This window comes from Parasegetibacter sp. NRK P23, assembly GCF_023721715.1.
GTDB lineage: Bacteria > Bacteroidota > Bacteroidia > Chitinophagales > Chitinophagaceae > Parasegetibacter.
Window position 1 is genome coordinate 3663636 of sequence record NZ_JAMDLG010000001.1, and the last position, 18144, is coordinate 3681779.

General features: G+C 48.6%; 11 protein-coding genes. 5 read left to right on the top strand and 6 right to left on the bottom strand.

The features are described from left to right. Positions 1–50: 50 nt before the first annotated feature. From M4J38_RS14855 to M4J38_RS14875, 5 genes are all read right to left on the bottom strand, one after another. Positions 51–869 carry a tyrosine-protein phosphatase gene (locus M4J38_RS14855; protein WP_251760478.1) on the bottom strand — a complete coding sequence of 273 codons (819 nt, stop codon included), beginning with the start codon at positions 867–869 and terminating at the stop codon, positions 51–53. Positions 870–971: 102 nt separating this feature from the next. After that, positions 972–3836, bottom strand: coding sequence for a TonB-dependent receptor (locus M4J38_RS14860; RefSeq protein ID WP_251760480.1), 2865 nt, complete (start codon positions 3834–3836; stop codon positions 972–974). 141 nt (positions 3837–3977) lie between these two features. Further along, positions 3978–5159 (bottom strand): AraC family transcriptional regulator, encoded by a 1182-nt coding sequence (locus M4J38_RS14865; RefSeq protein WP_251760481.1) that lies wholly within the window; start codon positions 5157–5159, stop codon positions 3978–3980. Positions 5160–5204: 45 nt separating this feature from the next. Further along, the gene (locus tag M4J38_RS14870; protein WP_251760483.1) at positions 5205–8294 is read right to left on the bottom strand and encodes a type III restriction-modification system endonuclease; all 3090 of its coding nucleotides are present in this window, start codon (positions 8292–8294) and stop codon (positions 5205–5207) included. A 4-nt stretch (positions 8295–8298) separates the two neighbouring features. Then, a complete protein-coding gene (locus tag M4J38_RS14875; protein ID WP_251760485.1) occupies positions 8299–10185 on the bottom strand; it encodes a site-specific DNA-methyltransferase in 1887 nt (628 codons plus the stop codon). Between the two features lie 115 nt (positions 10186–10300). Between M4J38_RS14875 and M4J38_RS14880 the strand changes: the two genes are divergently transcribed. The 4 genes from M4J38_RS14880 to M4J38_RS14895 all read left to right on the top strand — a co-directional run bounded on the left by M4J38_RS14880 (position 10301) and on the right by M4J38_RS14895 (position 13549). Then, complete coding sequence (locus M4J38_RS14880; protein ID WP_251760487.1) at positions 10301–10540, top strand: helix-turn-helix domain-containing protein; 240 nt, start codon at positions 10301–10303, stop codon at positions 10538–10540. 116 nt (positions 10541–10656) lie between these two features. Beyond that, positions 10657–11706: a sensor histidine kinase gene (locus M4J38_RS14885; RefSeq protein ID WP_251760488.1), complete on the top strand. Its 1050-nt coding sequence runs from the start codon at positions 10657–10659 to the stop codon at positions 11704–11706. Continuing rightward, positions 11703–12767, top strand: coding sequence for a sensor histidine kinase (locus tag M4J38_RS14890; protein WP_251760490.1), 1065 nt, complete (start codon positions 11703–11705; stop codon positions 12765–12767). Before M4J38_RS14885 ends, M4J38_RS14890 begins: the two co-directional genes overlap by 4 nt. Positions 12768–12778: 11 nt before the next feature. After that, complete coding sequence (locus M4J38_RS14895; protein WP_251760491.1) at positions 12779–13549, top strand: LytTR family DNA-binding domain-containing protein; 771 nt, start codon at positions 12779–12781, stop codon at positions 13547–13549. Here the strand turns inward: M4J38_RS14895 and M4J38_RS14900 are convergent, their stop codons facing one another. Further along, positions 13550–16594, bottom strand: coding sequence for a hypothetical protein (locus M4J38_RS14900; protein ID WP_251760493.1), 3045 nt, complete (start codon positions 16592–16594; stop codon positions 13550–13552). Positions 16595–16745: 151 nt separating this feature from the next. Here M4J38_RS14900 and M4J38_RS14905 point away from each other — a divergent pair, with 151 nt between their 5' ends. Further along, positions 16746–18134 (top strand): glycosyltransferase, encoded by a 1389-nt coding sequence (locus M4J38_RS14905; protein ID WP_251760494.1) that lies wholly within the window; start codon positions 16746–16748, stop codon positions 18132–18134. The last annotated feature ends 10 nt before the right edge of the window (positions 18135–18144 follow it).

Below are 18144 nucleotides of genomic sequence, written 5' to 3' on the forward strand. Positions count from 1 at the left end.
CCCTCTCTTATTTAAACTGGTTGCAGTTACGCTACGGTGGAATCAATGCATTATTGCAACGTGTACTTCTGCTTTAATACATTAATCTCTTTTGGGCCAACGCCCATTTCCTGTTGCATAAATTTTTCTACCGATCCGTATTCAGCATTGATGGCGCTGAAGAAATTACGGATATGTTCGGGGCGAAGGTCCATTTCGGCCCTGATCTCCGCTTCGCTCATGCCAAAAGCCTGTTGCATGGGCTTGTACCATTTGCCCATTATCGGTTCGAGATATACGTTAGAGGCCACGAAATCATCTTCAATGGTTTGCTGCGGAACGCCCAGCACATAAAGGAAAAGGGCGGAAGCCATTCCGGTACGGTCCCTGCCGCCGCTGCAATGGTAAAGGAGGGAAGATGTGTCGGGAAGGGAGAGCAGTTTCTGGAAAAGCGGGCGGTATCTTTCCCCGTAATATTGTACGCTGCGCTGCCCGTACATGTCCATCAGAAATCCTTTTTGTTTGATCTTTTGCGCCATTTGTTTCGGATCAGGCATGCTATCGCTGCCGGCCGGACTTAACGTGTAATCGGTATTGGGCAGCAGCCTGTCTTCAGCGGCGGCGGATTCTTTCTTTCCCCGGAAGTCGATCACGGTATAAATATGGTGATTGGCCATCACCTGCATATCCGCGTCGGTCAGTTTGCTGATGTCTGCGCTGCGAAAAACCTTACCCGTGATAACCCTTTTGCCGTCGGCGGTTTTATACCCACCGGCATCACGGAAATTAACGGTTCCCTGCATGCGGATTACACGGGTAGCGCTGTCTTTTAATTGTGCGGCAGCGATCAGGGGAATAGTCATGGCGATTGAAAAGATGATTTTTTTCATGGAGAATTGTGTTGAAGATTCCTCCCCCGGATTGCTTTTCAGCAGCGGTGCTTACCGGAAGAGGAAGGTGAATAATTGTTGAAATAGTTGATACTTCCAGAACTACTTGATGATGTCCCAGCGGATCCCGGCCTGTCCGCGGGCGCCGTACCATTCGGTCATGGTCACCCTGCGTTTATCGCCCATATAGGTGCGGAGGGGTTCGTCGGTCAGGTTATTCAATTCCACGAAGGCTTTGATGCGTGGCGTAATGCCTACGGTGGCGGAAGCGTCGATCGTGAAGTTCTTATCGGTCCAGATGTAGAAGTCAGGACCCAGTTGCTGGTTGATGGTTTCCACTGATTTGCCGCGGTAGTTCCCTGCGAGCCTTACCATTACACCGTTTCTTTCATAAAAGAGGATGGCGTTGAAAAGGTTTTTCGATTGGTTGGGCAGGCTGGTTTCATCCATTACTTTTTGTGTGCCGGTGGTGCGCGGAACCTTCACTTTACTGTTGATGAACGTATAGTTGAAGTCTACGCCGAACCCGCTCCAGAAGCCTTTCAGGAAGCTGAAGCGTTTATTAATGCCGGCTTCAAACCCGTAAAGTGAGGCGTTCTCCAGGTTGGCGGCTGAAGTGAGCACATAATTATTGCCCCCTTCATTGTAGAATGTTTTATCGCTGAAGATCACGTTCCTGATATCCTTGTAGAAGGCACCGCCTGAAAGCAGTCCGATGTTAGAGAAATAGTATTCTCCCATCAGGTCGAAATTGTGGGCGAAAGTTGGTTTCAGGTCCGGATTTCCTTTGGTGATAGTGATCGGGTTCTTCGTGTTGTCAATCGATTCACCCGGGGTAAGGTCATTGAAATTCGCCCGCACGAATGTTTTGGTGTAGGCCGCACGGATATTGGCCTGTGGGGCCAGGTTGTATTTCAGGTGCGCCATCGGCAATAACGCGTTGTAGTTATTTTTTACGGTAACCGGAGCGATCACTACCTGCGAACCCGCATTGGTGGAAGCTTTGGAGCCATCCAGTTCCAGTGCCGTGTATTCATTCCTTACACCAGCCACGATCTTGAGTTTTTCCGTGGCATCTATTTCAGCCATGGCGTAACCGGCGAAAACATCTTCCGTACCGGAATAGTAGTTCGTGGCGTTGGTTTTAGAGGTATAGTTCCCGAAACCATGCTCTTTCTGAAAAGAAGTGTCGAAGAAGTTGAACAGTTGCTGTTTGGAAATCGGGTCTACCATATACTGGTTGTAATTCCCGTTCATCCCCTTGAAGTAACCGTTGCCTTGAGGGAATTCTGCTCTTTCAAGTTGCGACAGCGAAAGCAATGCCGGAGAATTTGGAATGCCAAGCGCTGCGCCGGGGAGAAAAACAAGGTTGGAACCGAACGTGCTTTCACGGTATTTGTGCCGGTATTTTCCCCCGAACTTAATATTCACCTTTGCAGACGCGTTAACTTTGAAATTGAACTGCGCGGTCTTATCCTGTTCCTTCGTATCAAGTTGCGCGATCACCAGTTGTTGCAGGGTAAGCTTAGACGCATCCATTGTTTCAGCAGGGTTCTTCAATCCGGCATCGAAAGAGAGCGGATCACCACCTGTGCCATCAGGGGAATCAAAGCTCCAGTATCTTTTCCCATCAGAAGAGAGGTTGTTGAATCCCCCGGTGATGCGTTGGCGGAAAGTAGCGATGGGCAAACCTTTCACACCACTGGTGGGCGGGGTTTCAAGGAAATACTGGGACAGGTAGTTGCTGGCCGACCAATCCATTTTTACCCTAGCCGAGAGCTGGTGTTCACCGCCCAGCTCCGCACCATTGAGCCTGGTCTGGTAATGAGAGTAACGGTAGTTGTACTGGTAACGGCTGGCGGTGTAATCAATGTAGGATTCGTATACGGGACGGATATCGTTGAACTTATCCATCAACCCGCGGAAGAACAGTTTGTTGGAAGCGTTGAACTTGTATTCAAGTCCCAGGTTGGCGCCATAGGTCTGGCGTTTGCCCATGTAACGCTTGAACATCACGTTGTTGATGGACTTTTGCTGAACGGGGTCGGCCAGGCCGGTATTGTAGCTCACGTCGTAGCTATCGGTTCCCCATTGGCGGTCCCAGATGGCGCCGGCTATGATCACACCGAGTTTGTCTTTGAAGAACCGGTCGCCGTATACCAGGGAGGCGTTGTAGGTGCCGTTTTGTGAGAAGTTGTTGTATCCGCCGGCCAGGCTGGCGTTGAGTTGCCGTTTCAACGGAGCGGTGCGCGTAATAAAGTTGACGGAACCACCGATGGCATCGCCCTCCCAATCGGGTGTGAGCGCCTTGGCGACCTGCACATACTGGATGATTTCGGAGGGTACGGCATCCAATACGGAGGAACGGTTTCCGAGTACGTTTGAGCTGGGCAACCGGCTGCCGTTGAACATGGTGGAGGTCCAGGCGAAAGGAGTGCCCCGCACCGTGGCGGCATCGGCTTCCCCGTGGTAGCGGGCCACGGCCACACCCTGCATGCGTTGCACGGCTTCGGCGGCGTTACGGTCGGGCAGTTTCCCGATTGCGTCGGCGGCGATCACATCCATGATCGCAAGGGAATTCTTTTTGATGTTATACGCCTTCATTTGGGAGGGGGCCATGGTTCCTTTCACCACCACTTCCCCGAGGTTGCTGCCTGCGGGTTTCAGTTCCAGCACACCGGCATCGTTCACCCCTTCTTTCACGGTCATTTCCCGGGAAAATGTTTCGTGGCCGATGTAGGAAACGACTAAAGTAATTTTCCCGGTAACGGCGCACTTTAATGTAAAGCTTCCATCCAGGGAGGAGGAAGCGGTTTCTTTCCGGCCTTCCAGGGAAATGGTGGCACCCGGTAACTGACCATCCTTATTGGTCACGGTACCCTTAATAACCTGAGCCTTTAAACCGGTGACCCCTCCTGTGGTGAGTACCAGTAAAAGCCAGTTCCGCAGCAGTTGATTCTTCCACATACAAAAAATATTTGTCACAAAACTGAAGGAAGGAAGCTGGCTGACCGTCCGAACGGGTAGGCCTGAACATTCTGGACGGCTATGCACTTATATGTTTTGATTATCAATCACTTGCGGAGGTTATGGAAATATTACCATTCTTTATCCATACGCCGCTATTCCTGTTTCGGCGGTGGCGCGGCGCTCCAGTTTCAGGTATTCCGAAGGCGTTTGTCCGGTGTGTTTCTTGAAATACTGGTTGAAGGAAGATTTGGAATTGAAGCCCGCCTCGAAAGCCAGGGAGAGGATATTTGGGGAGACACCCTGTTGCTTACACCGGTTGAATAAACGGATCACTTCTTTTACCCTGAACTCGTTAACAAACTGGTAGAACGTTTTTTCAAGGTGCTGGTTCAGCACCTCCGAAACCAGGTTACGCGGCACTTGAAGTGCAGTGGCGAGTTTCTCCAAAGTAAGATCAGGATCGGTATAACGTTTCGACCGTTCCATCGCCAGCAGTAATTTATCGGCTACCTGTCGCCTCAGCTCAAGATCAGCCTGGGCCGCTTTTCGGGCAATGTGGAGCTCTTTTTCTTCCGGCACCAATAAGGTCTCCGTAATGGGTTCCGTTGGCTGAACCTGTTCTTCAGCCATGCACTCACCCGAAACCACCTGCTCCTGGAACAGCCTGAACTTCAGGATGGAAATGCAGATGACGATGATATTGGAATACGCGACCACCCGGATGACGATGATGCGGGTTTCCACGGAAAACAACCCCATATTATCGGCGATATTGTTCATCAGCCAGATGATATTAGGTACCACCAGGAAGAGCTTGGCCATCCGCCGGATGAGTTTGCGCTCCGATGCCCAGAACGACGGTAAGGTGTTGCTCTTATTAAGTACCAGCAAGGGATAGATAAGGAAGGACGCTATAATCAGGCGCTCGGTGGAGCGGTTGTACATGTCTATGTACCGGCTCATGCTTTTTACACCTTCATTTACAATACCATAAGTAATGGCCAGGTATGCACCCGCGGCCAGTAACGTGGGGAGCAGCAGGAACCATTGTTTGGCAGGTACGTACTTGTCGTTGTGCACTTTTTGCGCGTACATCCACAACAGGGGACCGTAGGCAAGATCGATAAATGTATTGAATCCCGCTTTCAGCTCCATGCTCCCGGAGAATCCGTATATCACGAATTTGATGGAGAGATGGGCGCACATACAGGCCAGCATCCATCCCAGCAGGCTGTCGGCGGGTCTTCTTTTGTGGCCCGCGGCCAGCATTCCCAGGGCAATCAGCGCCTGGAAAGCCCCGATGATGAGTAGGTATTGCATGGGGGCAAGGTAGGAAGGGAATGTTACCTGTGGGTTAAGGGGCGATTACTTTACCTGCACGATTTCCAGCAATTTATCGTATGTTTTTACGAACGAGTAAAGAATATCCTTCCCTGCAATGGCTTTAAAATGTTTTTCAGCACAATGAATCTTCAGGTCTTCAATACCCCTCAGTTCTAATTCATGCTCCGTGCCCTTTGTTTCTGCCACGAAATAGATGTGACGAACTTTCTTTTCATCAAATACAATCGCCCAGTCTGGACTATAGTTCGCAATAGGTGTGGTAATATGAAAGCTTTTAGGAAGTTTGGCATATACGGAAACCTCCGCACTTTTCTCAAGCGCTTCAGCGAAACTGGCTTCCGTATCTGAATCTGTTGTAAGGTAATCGTAGATATGTTTTTTAAGCTGCTGTTGATTCCGTATTACCAGCCGGTCGTTGGTAAAAATAGCCGCGGCATCGTGCTTTTCATCGGTTTTGTGGTAAACAATATTGTGAATTATCAGGCTGGCTTTGGTCTCATTGATCAGGTGCGAGGTATTGGCAATAAACGCTTCCGGATTGATAGCAACCATGTTGAATTTCTCCAGCTTAATGGCTTTAAGTATCCGCACAATGGTTTTTCTTGTAAGATTTGTATACCTCACTATTTCTCCCACCACATCATAGCGGCTGTAAGTTGTCTTTGTCAAAAGTTTATGTGTTGCTCTTCCAGTTTCACTGAATGCCTCACCCTGTTCAAGTTGTTCTTTGGTGGTTTTTTCAAGACTTCCGCTTTTCACTTCATAGGTACTTTCGGCAACGAAAAGCCTATTGTTCAGTCTTTGTATACTTTCGGTGATAAGTTTCTCCGTATTGAATGCAACCTCGTAAATCGTTTTATGGCTGATCCTTTTCCAGAGCTCCTGGAATTCCTGTTTGTGAAAATTCGGGTTTAACGCAACCGGTGCCTGATGGCGTTCATTTTCTGGTTCAATAGAAGAAGGTGTAAATACGGAGAGTAACAAAAGTTGTACACTATCTCGGAAAGGCTCCAGGTTCACAGGTAATGGGAAAGCACCTTCTTCCACAGCGCTCCTTCCGTATTCAGTAAACTGATCGTCATCATCCAGAATGTCATTTTTATAGAGAAGTTTATTTAATTTTCTTGCAGTATCCTCATCCAGGCGGAGTTGGTTTCCCTGTGCATCAGTTACAATCCTTCCAGTGATGAAATCTACAGAAACCTTTACTGGTCTTCCTTTTAATGTTTCCGCAATTTCGGTTTGCAGACCTTCTGCAAACTGTTCATAACTTTCTGCCGCAATAATGGTGAGCCTGTTAATGTCATGCACCTCTTCTCCAACGGTTTCAAAATCCTGCCGTATGCCATGTTGGTTCACACACAAACGCATTCCCCGCCCCACTTCCTGGCGGCGCCTATGTGTGCTGTATCCCGGAGTTGTACCTCCTTTCAGCGCGCAAATCTGGAAAACATTCGGGTTGTCCCATCCTTCCTTTAAGGCAGAATGAGAAAAGAGGAACCTTACCGGCTCTTTAAAATCAAGAAGGCGTTCTTTATTCTTCATGATCAGATCGAACGCTTCCTTGTCATCGGAATCAACATCTTCCGGCTTCTTTCCTTTTCTGATAACCGGGTCGGTGAGTCGTTTCTGTTTATCCAGGGAAAAGTAGCCGTCATGTACTGAAGTTGCAGCATCTCTGCGCAGGTAGTCGGCATACTCCGGAAGAAGTTGTTCTTCCTGCAATAATTCCTGGACCACCGCCTGATATTCTTCTTCAAAAACACGTGCATACATACCGGGCTCAAAACCTCCACCTTCAGGATAAATGCGGTATTTTTCTACAGCATCAATAAAAAAAAGTGACAACACCTTAATGCCTTTTATAAAAAGCTGCTTTTCCCGCTGAAGATGAGAGAGGATTGTTTCTCTGATCTGAATCCTCCGGAAAGCTTCACCTTCGCTGCCCGCCCCAATCATTTCACCGGCAAACAATTCCTGGCCGTTGATTTCTATTTTATTGAGGTATCCGTCGATGTGCTGCAGGATACAATGCTCGTACTGGGGCATTTCGCCTGAAAGCTGGAATAAATTTGCGCCCGCTTTGAGTTTTTGACGGACCCGTTTTATCCCTGTCGAGGTTCTTTTTTCAAATTCCACCATTGCCTGGGGATTGCCTTTCCCGAGAACAACCTGTTCCAGGTAAAGGTAACCATCAGCTCCAGACACATTCCTGATATTGATTCCTTTTACCTGTATCTTTTTTACCAGTTTCTGGTTGTATGCGTCCAGTGCGTCCAGGCGAAATACTTTATTGTATTCCTGTTTGTGCGTTGCGGAATAACGTAGCGTAAAAAGGGGATGGAAATCCTGCATGCTTTCCAGCGTCTTTTCTCCATCAACCGACTGTGGCTCGTCGATAATAAGAACCGGATTCGTTTGTGCGATCACCTCTATTGGGCGGCGTGTTGAGAAATCGTCCAGTTCCATATAAATTCTCCGGGCATCTTTCCCCCTGGCATTAAAAGCCTGTGTGTTGATCACCATCACACTTATATTTCCCGAAGAAGCGAACTGGTCTATGTGCTGGGGATTTGCTGAATTATAGATGTAAGCCCTTATTTTATGGCCGTATATTTCCTGGAAGTGATCCTGGGTTATTTCGAATGTTTTGAACACACCCTCACGTATGGCGATACTGGGAACAATCACCAAAAATTTACTCCAGCCAAACTGCCTGTACAGCTCATACATGGTGCGTATATAGGTGTACGTTTTCCCCGTTCCTGTTTCCATTTCAATGGTAAGATGGCATCCTTCCGTATTGTATTTTGGAAATTCCAGTTTGTCGCTAACCTGAAGGTTATTATCCCGCTGCACCTGTTGAATATTCCGCAAAAGTTGCAGGGGAGAAAGTTCTAACGGCGCATTGCGGTAACCGATCCGCTCCATCAGGTCTTCTTCAAAAGCCAGTGGCAAAACGCCTGTTGCGATATCACGTGCGCGCATTAACAGGTCCTGGCCATTTACCACCTGAAAAGCATCTGAGCGGCGTGGCTGACCTTCAAAACATTTTGTAACGGCATCAACCGCACTAAGCTGGAAAGATTGCTTTTTGAATTGCAGTTTCATAGGATCAGATTACACGCATTTCTAAGGAAGGCTTCAGTTGTTTCAGCAGTTGCTTCACATTCTCTTTGGCCGTATCGTCGGAAAAAGAGGCATCACGGAATACGATCCGCTCCACAGCAGTGAGGTCGGCACTTTTAATGAATGTTTCGTTGATGCCGGAATCAAAACAGGCCATTAATGTGCCATCGTTTGCGAGCAGCACCTCTTTCCCGGCTACTTCTTTCCTGTCGATCTTTACGGAGAGCGGAAGGCCCAGGCTCAACATCACCTGAACCAACAGGTCCAGCGCTGTCCGGCCGGGTTTAATATTATCCGCAAAAAGTTCCAGCTGATCCTGCTTAAATACTTCCGGCGCATAATACACATCCCTCATATTGCTATCATCGAGGCGAAAAACACGGAACCCATAGTCGATGGCAGCGCCGGTATCTTCTTTTATTTTACGCGCGGCACGCCTGATCCTTTCTTTTCCAATAGCACAAATGTTATCGTACCCCGCTTTGTGAGCCTCGCTGGCCTCCGGTGTTTTTTCGGGCAGCTGTACCATGATAAAGCGGCGCGAACCTCCATCTTCCGCATTCAATTGCATCACGGCATGGGCCGTGGTGGCAGAACCGGAGAAGAAGTCGAGGATGATGGAGTTGGGGGAAGAGGCGATCTGAGCAATCAGAATCTGCAATAATGATACAGGTTTTGAATAGTCAAACATATTTCCCCCAAGTAGATTCTGCATAATTTTTGTAGCCTCAGTGTTTAGGCCCACTTTATCGATCAATATGGAGGAGAGAGGGTTTTGGGAACTTTTTAATTCATGCTGAAATCTTTTCTGCATTGGGCGCCTCGTTACATCTTCTGGAAAGATTACACGTTTTTCTCTAATCATTTTATCCATTGACTCTGGAATGAAAGCCCAAACACGATTTGGATTGTAGGGATAAACATGATTAGTTGAGGGATCTACTAAATCGTAAGCCTGATTGGGGCGCATAGAGGCAGTCATTCCAACAGTAAGGTCTCCTAATACCCATGGTCCGCGGGGATCATTATCTGGATTGGAATAACTCTTAAAATCTTTTTCTATTCCAGTGAAGCCAATTAACGCACCCTTTTGATAACATACAACATACTCATGGTCTGTAGATACGTTGTTGTCGGCCATTGCCGAAGAAGCTCTTCTTTTCCATATTAGTTTAGCCACAAAATTCCTTTCCCCAAAAACCTCATCACAAATCTTTCTCAGGTTATGAACTTCATTGTCATCAATAGAAATAAAAATTACGCCGTCCTCCGTAAGCAGGTTACGTGCCAGCTTCAAACGTGGATACATCATACTTAACCAGTCGGAATGGTAGCGCCCGCTGTTATCGGGGTTACTTACCAGTCGTTGGTGGTATTCATTGGTGAGCCCGCTTTCTGCTCTGAATAGTTCGCTGTCTTGCGCAAAATTGTCTTTATAAACGAAGTCCTTCCCCGTATTGTAAGGCGGATCTATATAAATCATTTTTATTTTCCCTACATAGCTTTCCTGGAGCAGTTTCAGCACTTCGAGGTTGTCGCCTTCTATATAAACGTTTTCTGTGGTATCGAAATCAATAGATTCATCCACGGCCGGGCGCAAGGTACGTGTGGTTTTAAGATTGGCGGCAACAATGGCTTCTCTTTTGCCGGGCCATTCCAGGCGGTAACGCTCTTTGGTTCCTTCCACCACTTTTCCGTTTAACTCCTGCCTCAGCAGATCAAGGTCTACCGAAAGTCCCGCAGCTGATTCAGTTACACAATGGGGGAATAAAGCCGCCAGTTTTTGAATGTTTTCTTGAATAAGGTCAGGCGAGCTCATGGTAACTTGAATGGGTGAATCGGTTTGGTGCATGGTTTGTTTGGTGATGAGCATCTGAAAAAAGGTCCTTTAAAAGCTTAAAGGGAGTTACTACACATCTGAGCCTGCTAAAATAGGGAGAATTCTCCCTACTCCAATCACCTATAATCCATTCTTTTTAGGGTTGATTATGCCAGCCACCAGATCTTATTACAGGAATGAAGAATTCCTACGGCAAATTGGTTTGAAAATCAAAGCTTTACGAAAGGAAAAAGGCCTCTCACAAGAAGCGTTGGCTTTCAAGTGTAACGATATGGACTACTCTCAGATCAACAGGATGGAACGAGGGGTGGTAAATTTTTCCGTGTCTTATTTGTTCATCATCGCAGAGGCGCTGGAAGTGTCTCCTGAAGAACTGCTTCGTTTCTGATTTGCCCTCCCCCAACTCATCCCCCCTTTTCCTCAATTCATACACACCACCCCGTAAAACACCCGCTCACCCACCCTCCTTCCCTCAAAAAGATCGTATTTTGCCCGCGTTAAACTATGCCGCTCCCGCAATACACCCGGAAAGACATGCTCATTATGGCCACCGCGCTCCCTCCAGTGGTGGCGCTCTTTAATGTGCTGTTGTTCGGGAAAAACTTCTTCAGCAACACTGTGCTTATCGCGGGTTCAGGTCTGCTGGTGGCCGCGGTGATGGCCCTGGCCTGGATCGGCTATGCACTCATCGCCGTAACCGTGCGCAACCGCCTGCCGCAAGGGCGGCAGTTGTTGAAACGCATGCTGCTTACTATCCTGCTCATCTCACTGGTACAGGCTTTCGTGACCACGCTTATTTTTAAAGGATACGATTTCTTCGGACTGTTCGGCTATTCTTTCGAGGAAACACCGTATTACTGGATGCTGGCCATCGGCATTGTCCTGAATGTAATGGTGACGCTGGTACACGAAGGTGTGGATAGTTTCGAACGTTGGAAAAACACGCTCCAGGAAACAGAACAACTCAAACGAACTTATACGCAGAGCCAGTTGCTGGGACTGAAAAGTCAGATCAACCCGCACTTTCTGTTCAACAGCCTGAACTCGCTCTCGAGCCTGATCAGCGAAGATGAAGAAAAAGCCGAAGCCTTCCTGGATGAACTTACTAAAGTATACCGCTACATGCTCAGTTGCCACGAGGAACAGTTCGTACCTCTGGAAACGGAAATACAATTCCTCCATTCTTATTTCTATCTCTTACAAACCAGGTATGGCAATAGCCTGGAACTGGACATAAAAGTCCCTGAGAACGACCGTAAGAAATTTGTGACCCCACTACTGTTACAAGCCGTATTTGAATATGGTTTTAACACCGGGATGTTGTCTAAAAAACACCCGATGATGTTTGCGGTAAACACCGATCCTGACGGCAACCTGATTCTAAAAAACGAATGGCTGCCCAGGAAACATCCGGTGGAGGTGAGCAAAGAAGGTATTTTCAACATCGCCGATAAGTACAAACTCTTGTGTAAAAAAGAGGTGGAAGTGCAAAACGGCAACGGTATTTTCACGATGAAACTCCCGTTGATAGAACATAAAATCGTAGCCCTATGAAACTGCCGGTTCCCAATAAGATGGAATGGGCCAGCTTCGTTACGCTGATGCCGCTGATCTCCTTTCTCACCTGCTTTGTGCTGTTCGGGAACGAGTGGTACAGGAACGATGCGCTCTGGCTCAAAGGATTCGGCTTTATCCTGCTGGTGGGACTGGGCATCTGGTACACGGATGTAGTGCTTACCAGGTACATTCACGACGCGTTTATTTCCTACCGCGATACCATCAAACGCATCGTAACGCTGGTGGTAAAGCAGTTCGTAGTCGTCACAATATGCGTGTTCATCATTCTCTGGGGCGTGGAGCATTTTTCCGCGGAGCCCTTCGAGGTAACACCGCGCAAGTTCTGGCTCTCGCTTTCTATTGGCGTAAGCATTACGTTGATCGCGATGATCATCTGGGAAGGAGATTTTATCTTTTCACAATACAAAGAGAGTGTAAGGGAACGGGAGATGTACGCCCAGCTTAGCCTGGAAGGCGAGTTTGAGTCGCTGAAAAGGCAGGTGAACCCGCACTTTCTGTTCAATTGCTTTAATACGCTTTCGGCGCTTATTTCCGAAGACAAACAGAAAGCGGAACTCTTCCTGAACGAACTCAGCAAAGTGTACCGCTACCTGCTGCGCACCAACGAAAGCGGCATGAGTACGCTCCGCAACGAACTTCATTTTATTGAATCCTATATGCGTTTGCTGAAAACGCGCCATGGTGAAGCGTTGCGCCTGCAGATCGAGACCGATAAGAAATACGACCAACACCTGCTGCCTTCGCTCAGTTTGCAGATGCTGGTGGAAAATGTGGTGAAGCACAACGCGCTTTCAAAGAACCATCCACTCACCATCGAAATATTCACCACCGCCGGCAATAAACTGGTGGTCAACAACAACATCAGGGGCAGGAGTAAGAAAGCGCCTTCCGGACGCGTGGGCCTCTCCAATATCGCCACCAAATACCAGTTGCTGAACCAGCACGGTTTCCAGGTGATGGAAGATGGAAAATACTTTACCGTGGTGCTGCCGCTGATCTGGAACGGAACGCCCAACCTGAACACCACCTTTACCTAAACACAACACCCATGAAAGTTTTTATTATTGAAGATGAAGAACTGGCCGTGAAGAAACTCTACAAAACATTGTTGAGTATTGATGAAGACATTGAAGTGATCGCCACCGCAGATAGTGTGGCCGCCGCGGTGGAATGGCTGGAAAACAATGAAACGCCCGACCTGATGCTGATGGATATTGAACTGCTGGACGGACAAAGTTTCGAAATATTCCACCACGTGGAAGTGAAATGCCCCGTCATCTTCACCACCTCTTACGATGAATACGCGCTGAAAGCTTTTAAGGTGAACAGCATCGACTATCTTTTGAAGCCGGTCCAGAAAGATGACCTGGCCGCGGCACTCGAAAAATACAAAAAACTATACGCCACATCCGCCGCAGCGCCTGCGCTGAATATGGACAACCTGCTGAAAGAACTGCAACAGAAGCTGCACCCGAAAGATTACCGCAAACGCTTCCTGGTAAAGAACGGACCCAACCTGGTTTCCGTGGAAACCGACGAGATCGCCTACTTCTACAGTGACGGCCGGCTGATCTTTTTTAAAACAGGTGAGAACAAAAAGTTTGTTGTCGATTATACGATGGATGAACTGGAAGATATGCTCGATCCCGACCGGTTCTATCGCGTGAGCCGCTCCTTCTTTGTTTCCGTAAACAGCGTGGGACAGATACACGATTATTTCGGGAACAGGCTCATCCTTCAATTGAAACCCGCACTGGATAAAGAAGTAATTGTGAGCCGCGAAAAAGTAGCCGAGTTCAAGCGCTGGATGGGCAAATAATTATTGAAGCGGAATCTGCAATACAATATCAGCGCCGTGTTTATCGGTCTGGATATCGAGCAGCGCGTTCATTTCTTCGGCCCTGGCCCGCATGGCGTCTACACTACCCTGTAACATGGGGTGATCCTGGTCCAGCGCCGTTTCATCCTTGATCTTCAGGGAAAGCTGGTGGTGAGAAAGGCTCAGTTGTATCTGCGTCTTTCTTCCGCCCATATATTCCACCAAACAACGGAGCGCTTCTTTGAACACCACAAATAGCCCATAGCGACGTTTCATATCCAGCTTCAGTTTCCGGATTTTTTTATCGGCCTGGGTATTGATTTCCGCATCGTAACGCAGGCGGAGTGTATCGGTATATTCACGGAGCCGCAGCGCCATTTTCTCCATCGTATCATTGGCGGGATCAATAGCCCAGAGTACATCGTCCATGGCCACGATCATGCTGTTGCTTTTTTCACTGATGCGGTCGATGAGTTCCTTGGAACGGTCCACGTCGTTGTCCGCTTTGATGCGTGCCATTTCACTGAGCAGGTTGATGTTGTTCAGCGTGGTGTTCACATCCTGGTGCAGGTTCAGCGCGATATCGGTGCGCAGTTCCTGGGTTTGTTTGATCCGGCTGATCCTGTTCTTATCAATAAAATACAATATGGCCAGGCCGCAAAGCAGCAGCAATCCGTAGAACCACCAGCTTCCCCAGAAGGGCGGTGTGATCACGATGGTGAGTTCCGTCACTTTTTTGGAACCGTCATTTTCCTGCCAGATTCTTGTGCGGAAAGTGTACGTGCCGGGCGCCAGGTAATTGTACATGGCCTGTTTGTTCGCGCTCATCTGCCAGTCTTTATCTACGCCCACCAACTGGTACACGATCCCGTAAGTATGGGTGTAAGTGAGTGTGGAAAGGTCGATGGTAAGGGAGTTGTTGTAATGGGGCAGCGTAATTTTTTTGAGTTGAAGCAGGGAATCAACACGAAGGGGTTTGTTGGAAACGAAAAAAGAAGCGATGGTAACGGGCGGCTTTTTTTCGGGGATGATGATTTTGTTGGGGTCCACCACCAGCAGGTCGGAAGTGGTACCGAAGAGTATCCGGCCATCGTGGAGCAGGCGGGCGGCATTGGGCTGACAATGGTCGTTCACCACACCATCTTCGGAACCGAAGGTACTGACCAGGTTGGTACGCATATCATAACGGCAGATACCATCCAGCAAACCGATCCAGATGAATCCTTTAAGGTCCTTTACGAAACTGACCACCGCGGAGGGCGGGAGGCCGTGGTCGGGCGTGATATACCTGAAGGTGGAGGTACGGGTATTGAGGATATGCAACCAGCCACTGGCAACGAGCATGGTGCTGTCGTTCACCTGCATAATGTTCGTTGCCCCGCCGCTGTTCAGCCTTTTTCCCTCCGGACCTTTTTCTGAAAAATGTTCTTCAATCCGGCCCGAAGCCGCGTTGATGCGGTAGAGTCCGTCCCGGTCCGAACAGGCCCATACATTGCCTTTCTGATCGGGCAGTAACTGCATGATGTTGCCTTTCACGCGTTGCACGATGGAGAAGGAACTGGTATCCTTCCAGTTTCCGCCTTTACATTTAAGGATCAGGCCCGCCTGGGTGCCAATCCAGATGTCTCCGTTGGGCGCTTCCCGCACCTGGCGGAGCGTATGTTTTTCGAATACGCCGAGGTGCAGTTCCTTATGGGTGCGTTGGAGCATATCGTAAATGCGTAAGCTTCCACCCTGCATACCCATCCATATTTCCCCGTTCTTCCGTTCCAGCATATCCCATACGGAGATGGCGTCGTTCTGCCTTGGCGATGGGAAGAATGGATTGGGAAGAATATTGAATGCGGGATCGTAGGCGAAGATGCCGGCGCCCCAGGCGGAAACGTAGATGGTGCCATCGGCGCGTTGCAGGATCGATTCGGGGGCGTGGTTGTATTTCCTGTTGTCGTTTCTGCGGTTAGGCATGTTCGTGAAGACCTGAGCCGAAGGATTAAAAACATAAAGCCCGTTGCTGCTGGCCACCCAGATATTCTCTTCGCGGTCCTCGAAGAGGTGGTAAACTTTTTCTATATCCAAGCCGTGTTCCCGCAGCGATTCGTTGCGCACGTCCTCAAACTTTCCTTTCTGTCGGTTGAAGCGGGCGAAAAGCGGGGCGCCATATACCCAAAGGTCGCCGTTGCGCTGCTCCAATGTGCCATTGAGATCGTGGTAGGAACCGATAAGCTCGTCCATATTTATTTTGTAGGAAAGCAATTGGTGAGAACGGGTATCGTAGCTAAGGAGATCGGGGCCCACCTGTTTGTTCGACCATAGCTGCATCCGGAGTACCCCGTGCTGGTCGGTAAACGTATAAATTGGTCCCATGGCTTTTTCTTCTTCCAGCTTCCGGTTGATGGTCACCAGCATGGGCATGGAGCTGCGTGGGACAAACCGTTGGGTGGAAGCATCAAACAGGTCGATCCCTTTGGCATGCGTTACCCAGTAACTGTTTTGTTGCCCGTTCTTACGGATATCGCCGGCGATGCTGCCATCCGGGGCTTTGGCTTTGTTGAATGCGGCTGAAAATTCATTGCGCTGTTCATGGTAAGTGATCACCCCGTAATTGGCCACGATCATCTGCAAAGTATTGTCGGCATCGGCAGTGATCCGCAACAGTTCATTCCTTCTTGCCTCTTCCGGTAAACTTATCCTGGCAGGTGTATAGCGAAAACTTTTCGTATCGAATATCCCGATCCTGGAGCCTTCGCATTCCACCCATAAGCGGCCTTTTTTATCCAGCAGCACGAAAGCGATATTGCTCGTGGGCAGCGAATTCGGATCCGCGGCATTGTGCCTGAAAGTGATGAAACGCTTACCATCATAACGTTGTAAGCCGTTTCCGGTAGCGATCCAGATATAGCCTTCCGCATCCTGCGCTACGGAAACCGCATCATCCGCAGCAAGACCATTGATCTTACCAAAACGGTTGAAAACGAAACGGTCGGGTGCCTGGGCAAAACTTTCCAGCACAAGCAGCAACAATAAGAAGGAGAAGAACTTGTTCACTTGGGGGCTTTGAAAAATAAAGATAGAGAAGAACGCATAAACCCGCAATCCATACACCTGATATGTCAATTCACGCAGGATGCACTTTCTTCTGAAATAAGATTGATGGAAACTTGCATCAAAATTATCCTTTACAACTCAATCAGCAATTATGCAACACAACATTCTTCCCGGAAACGACCCTGTGAAAAACACGCTGGCAAAGAATGGCAGACGCATCCTGTTTGCATGTGTCCCGGCCGACGGCCACTTTAATCCACTCACCGGCCTCGCCACCCATCTCAAAGAAATGGGCCACGATGTGCGGTTCTACACCCAGGACTATTACAAGGAGAAAGTCGCCAAACTCGGGCTGCACCACTATCCTTTTGTAAACGTTCCGCAGATAAACGCCAACAACTTCGAGGAGTTTTTCTCTGAAAGGAAAGCGATTAAAAGCCAGGTAAAGAAATTCAAATACGACCTGGAGCACCTTTTCATCGGCTTCGGTCCGAAATATTTCCAGGACCTGGAAGCGATTTACCAGGACTTCCCTTACGACCTGCTCATCGCCGATATTATGTTCACGGGTTCGGCCTACATCAAAGATAAGCTCAGGATTCCCGTTATTACCGTGGGCATCGCGCCCATCATGGAATCTTCAAAGGACCTTGCGCCCGCGGGACTGGGTATTACGCCTTCGTATACTTTTTTCGGAAAGATAAAACAAGGTCTGATGCGCTTCTCCTGCGACAAAATGATGTTCTCCGGTCTCACGAAGATCAATAACCGCATCTTCAGGCAGTACGGGGTGAAAGTGGTTTCCGGCAATGTACTGGATATCCTCTACCGCAAAGTCGACCTCGTACTCCAGAGCGGCACCCCGGGCTTCGAGTACCGCCGTGGCGACCTCAACCCCAAGATCCGGTACATTGGCCCCTTGCTACCCAAACACAAGCCCGGCAACGAACCTTTCCGACTCTGTGCTGAGCAGGCGCAATACAAAAAAGTGATCCTGGTAACCCAGGGAACCGCGGAGCCCGATGTGGAAAAGCTGCTTGTGCCTACACTGGAAGCTTTCCGGAACACGGAATACCTCGTGATCGCCACTACCGCGGGTAACCGTACCGAAGAACTGAAAGCCAGGTTCCCGGAAAAAAATATACTGATCCGTGACTTTATCCCATTTTCAGAAGTAATGCCGCTGGCCGATGTATTCATTACCAACGGCGGATATGGCGGAACACTGCTGGGCATCACCCACAAACTACCCCTGGTGGTGGCCGGCGTTCATGAAGGCAAAAGCGAAATATGCGCGCGGGTAGGTTATTTTAAACTTGGTGTGAACATGAAAACAGAAACACCTACGCCCGTTAAGATACAGGCGGCTGTAAATGAAGTGCTCAACAATCCTTTATACAAAGAAAGGGTAACACGCCTTTCCCATGAGTTCAGTTTGTACGATGCGGATGAAAGATGCGCCATGTACGTGAATGATCTTTTGCAGCAAGCGAAAGTGGAATACAAAAAAATAAACCGCGCCAGCGGAGTAACCCTTTAAAAAAATACAA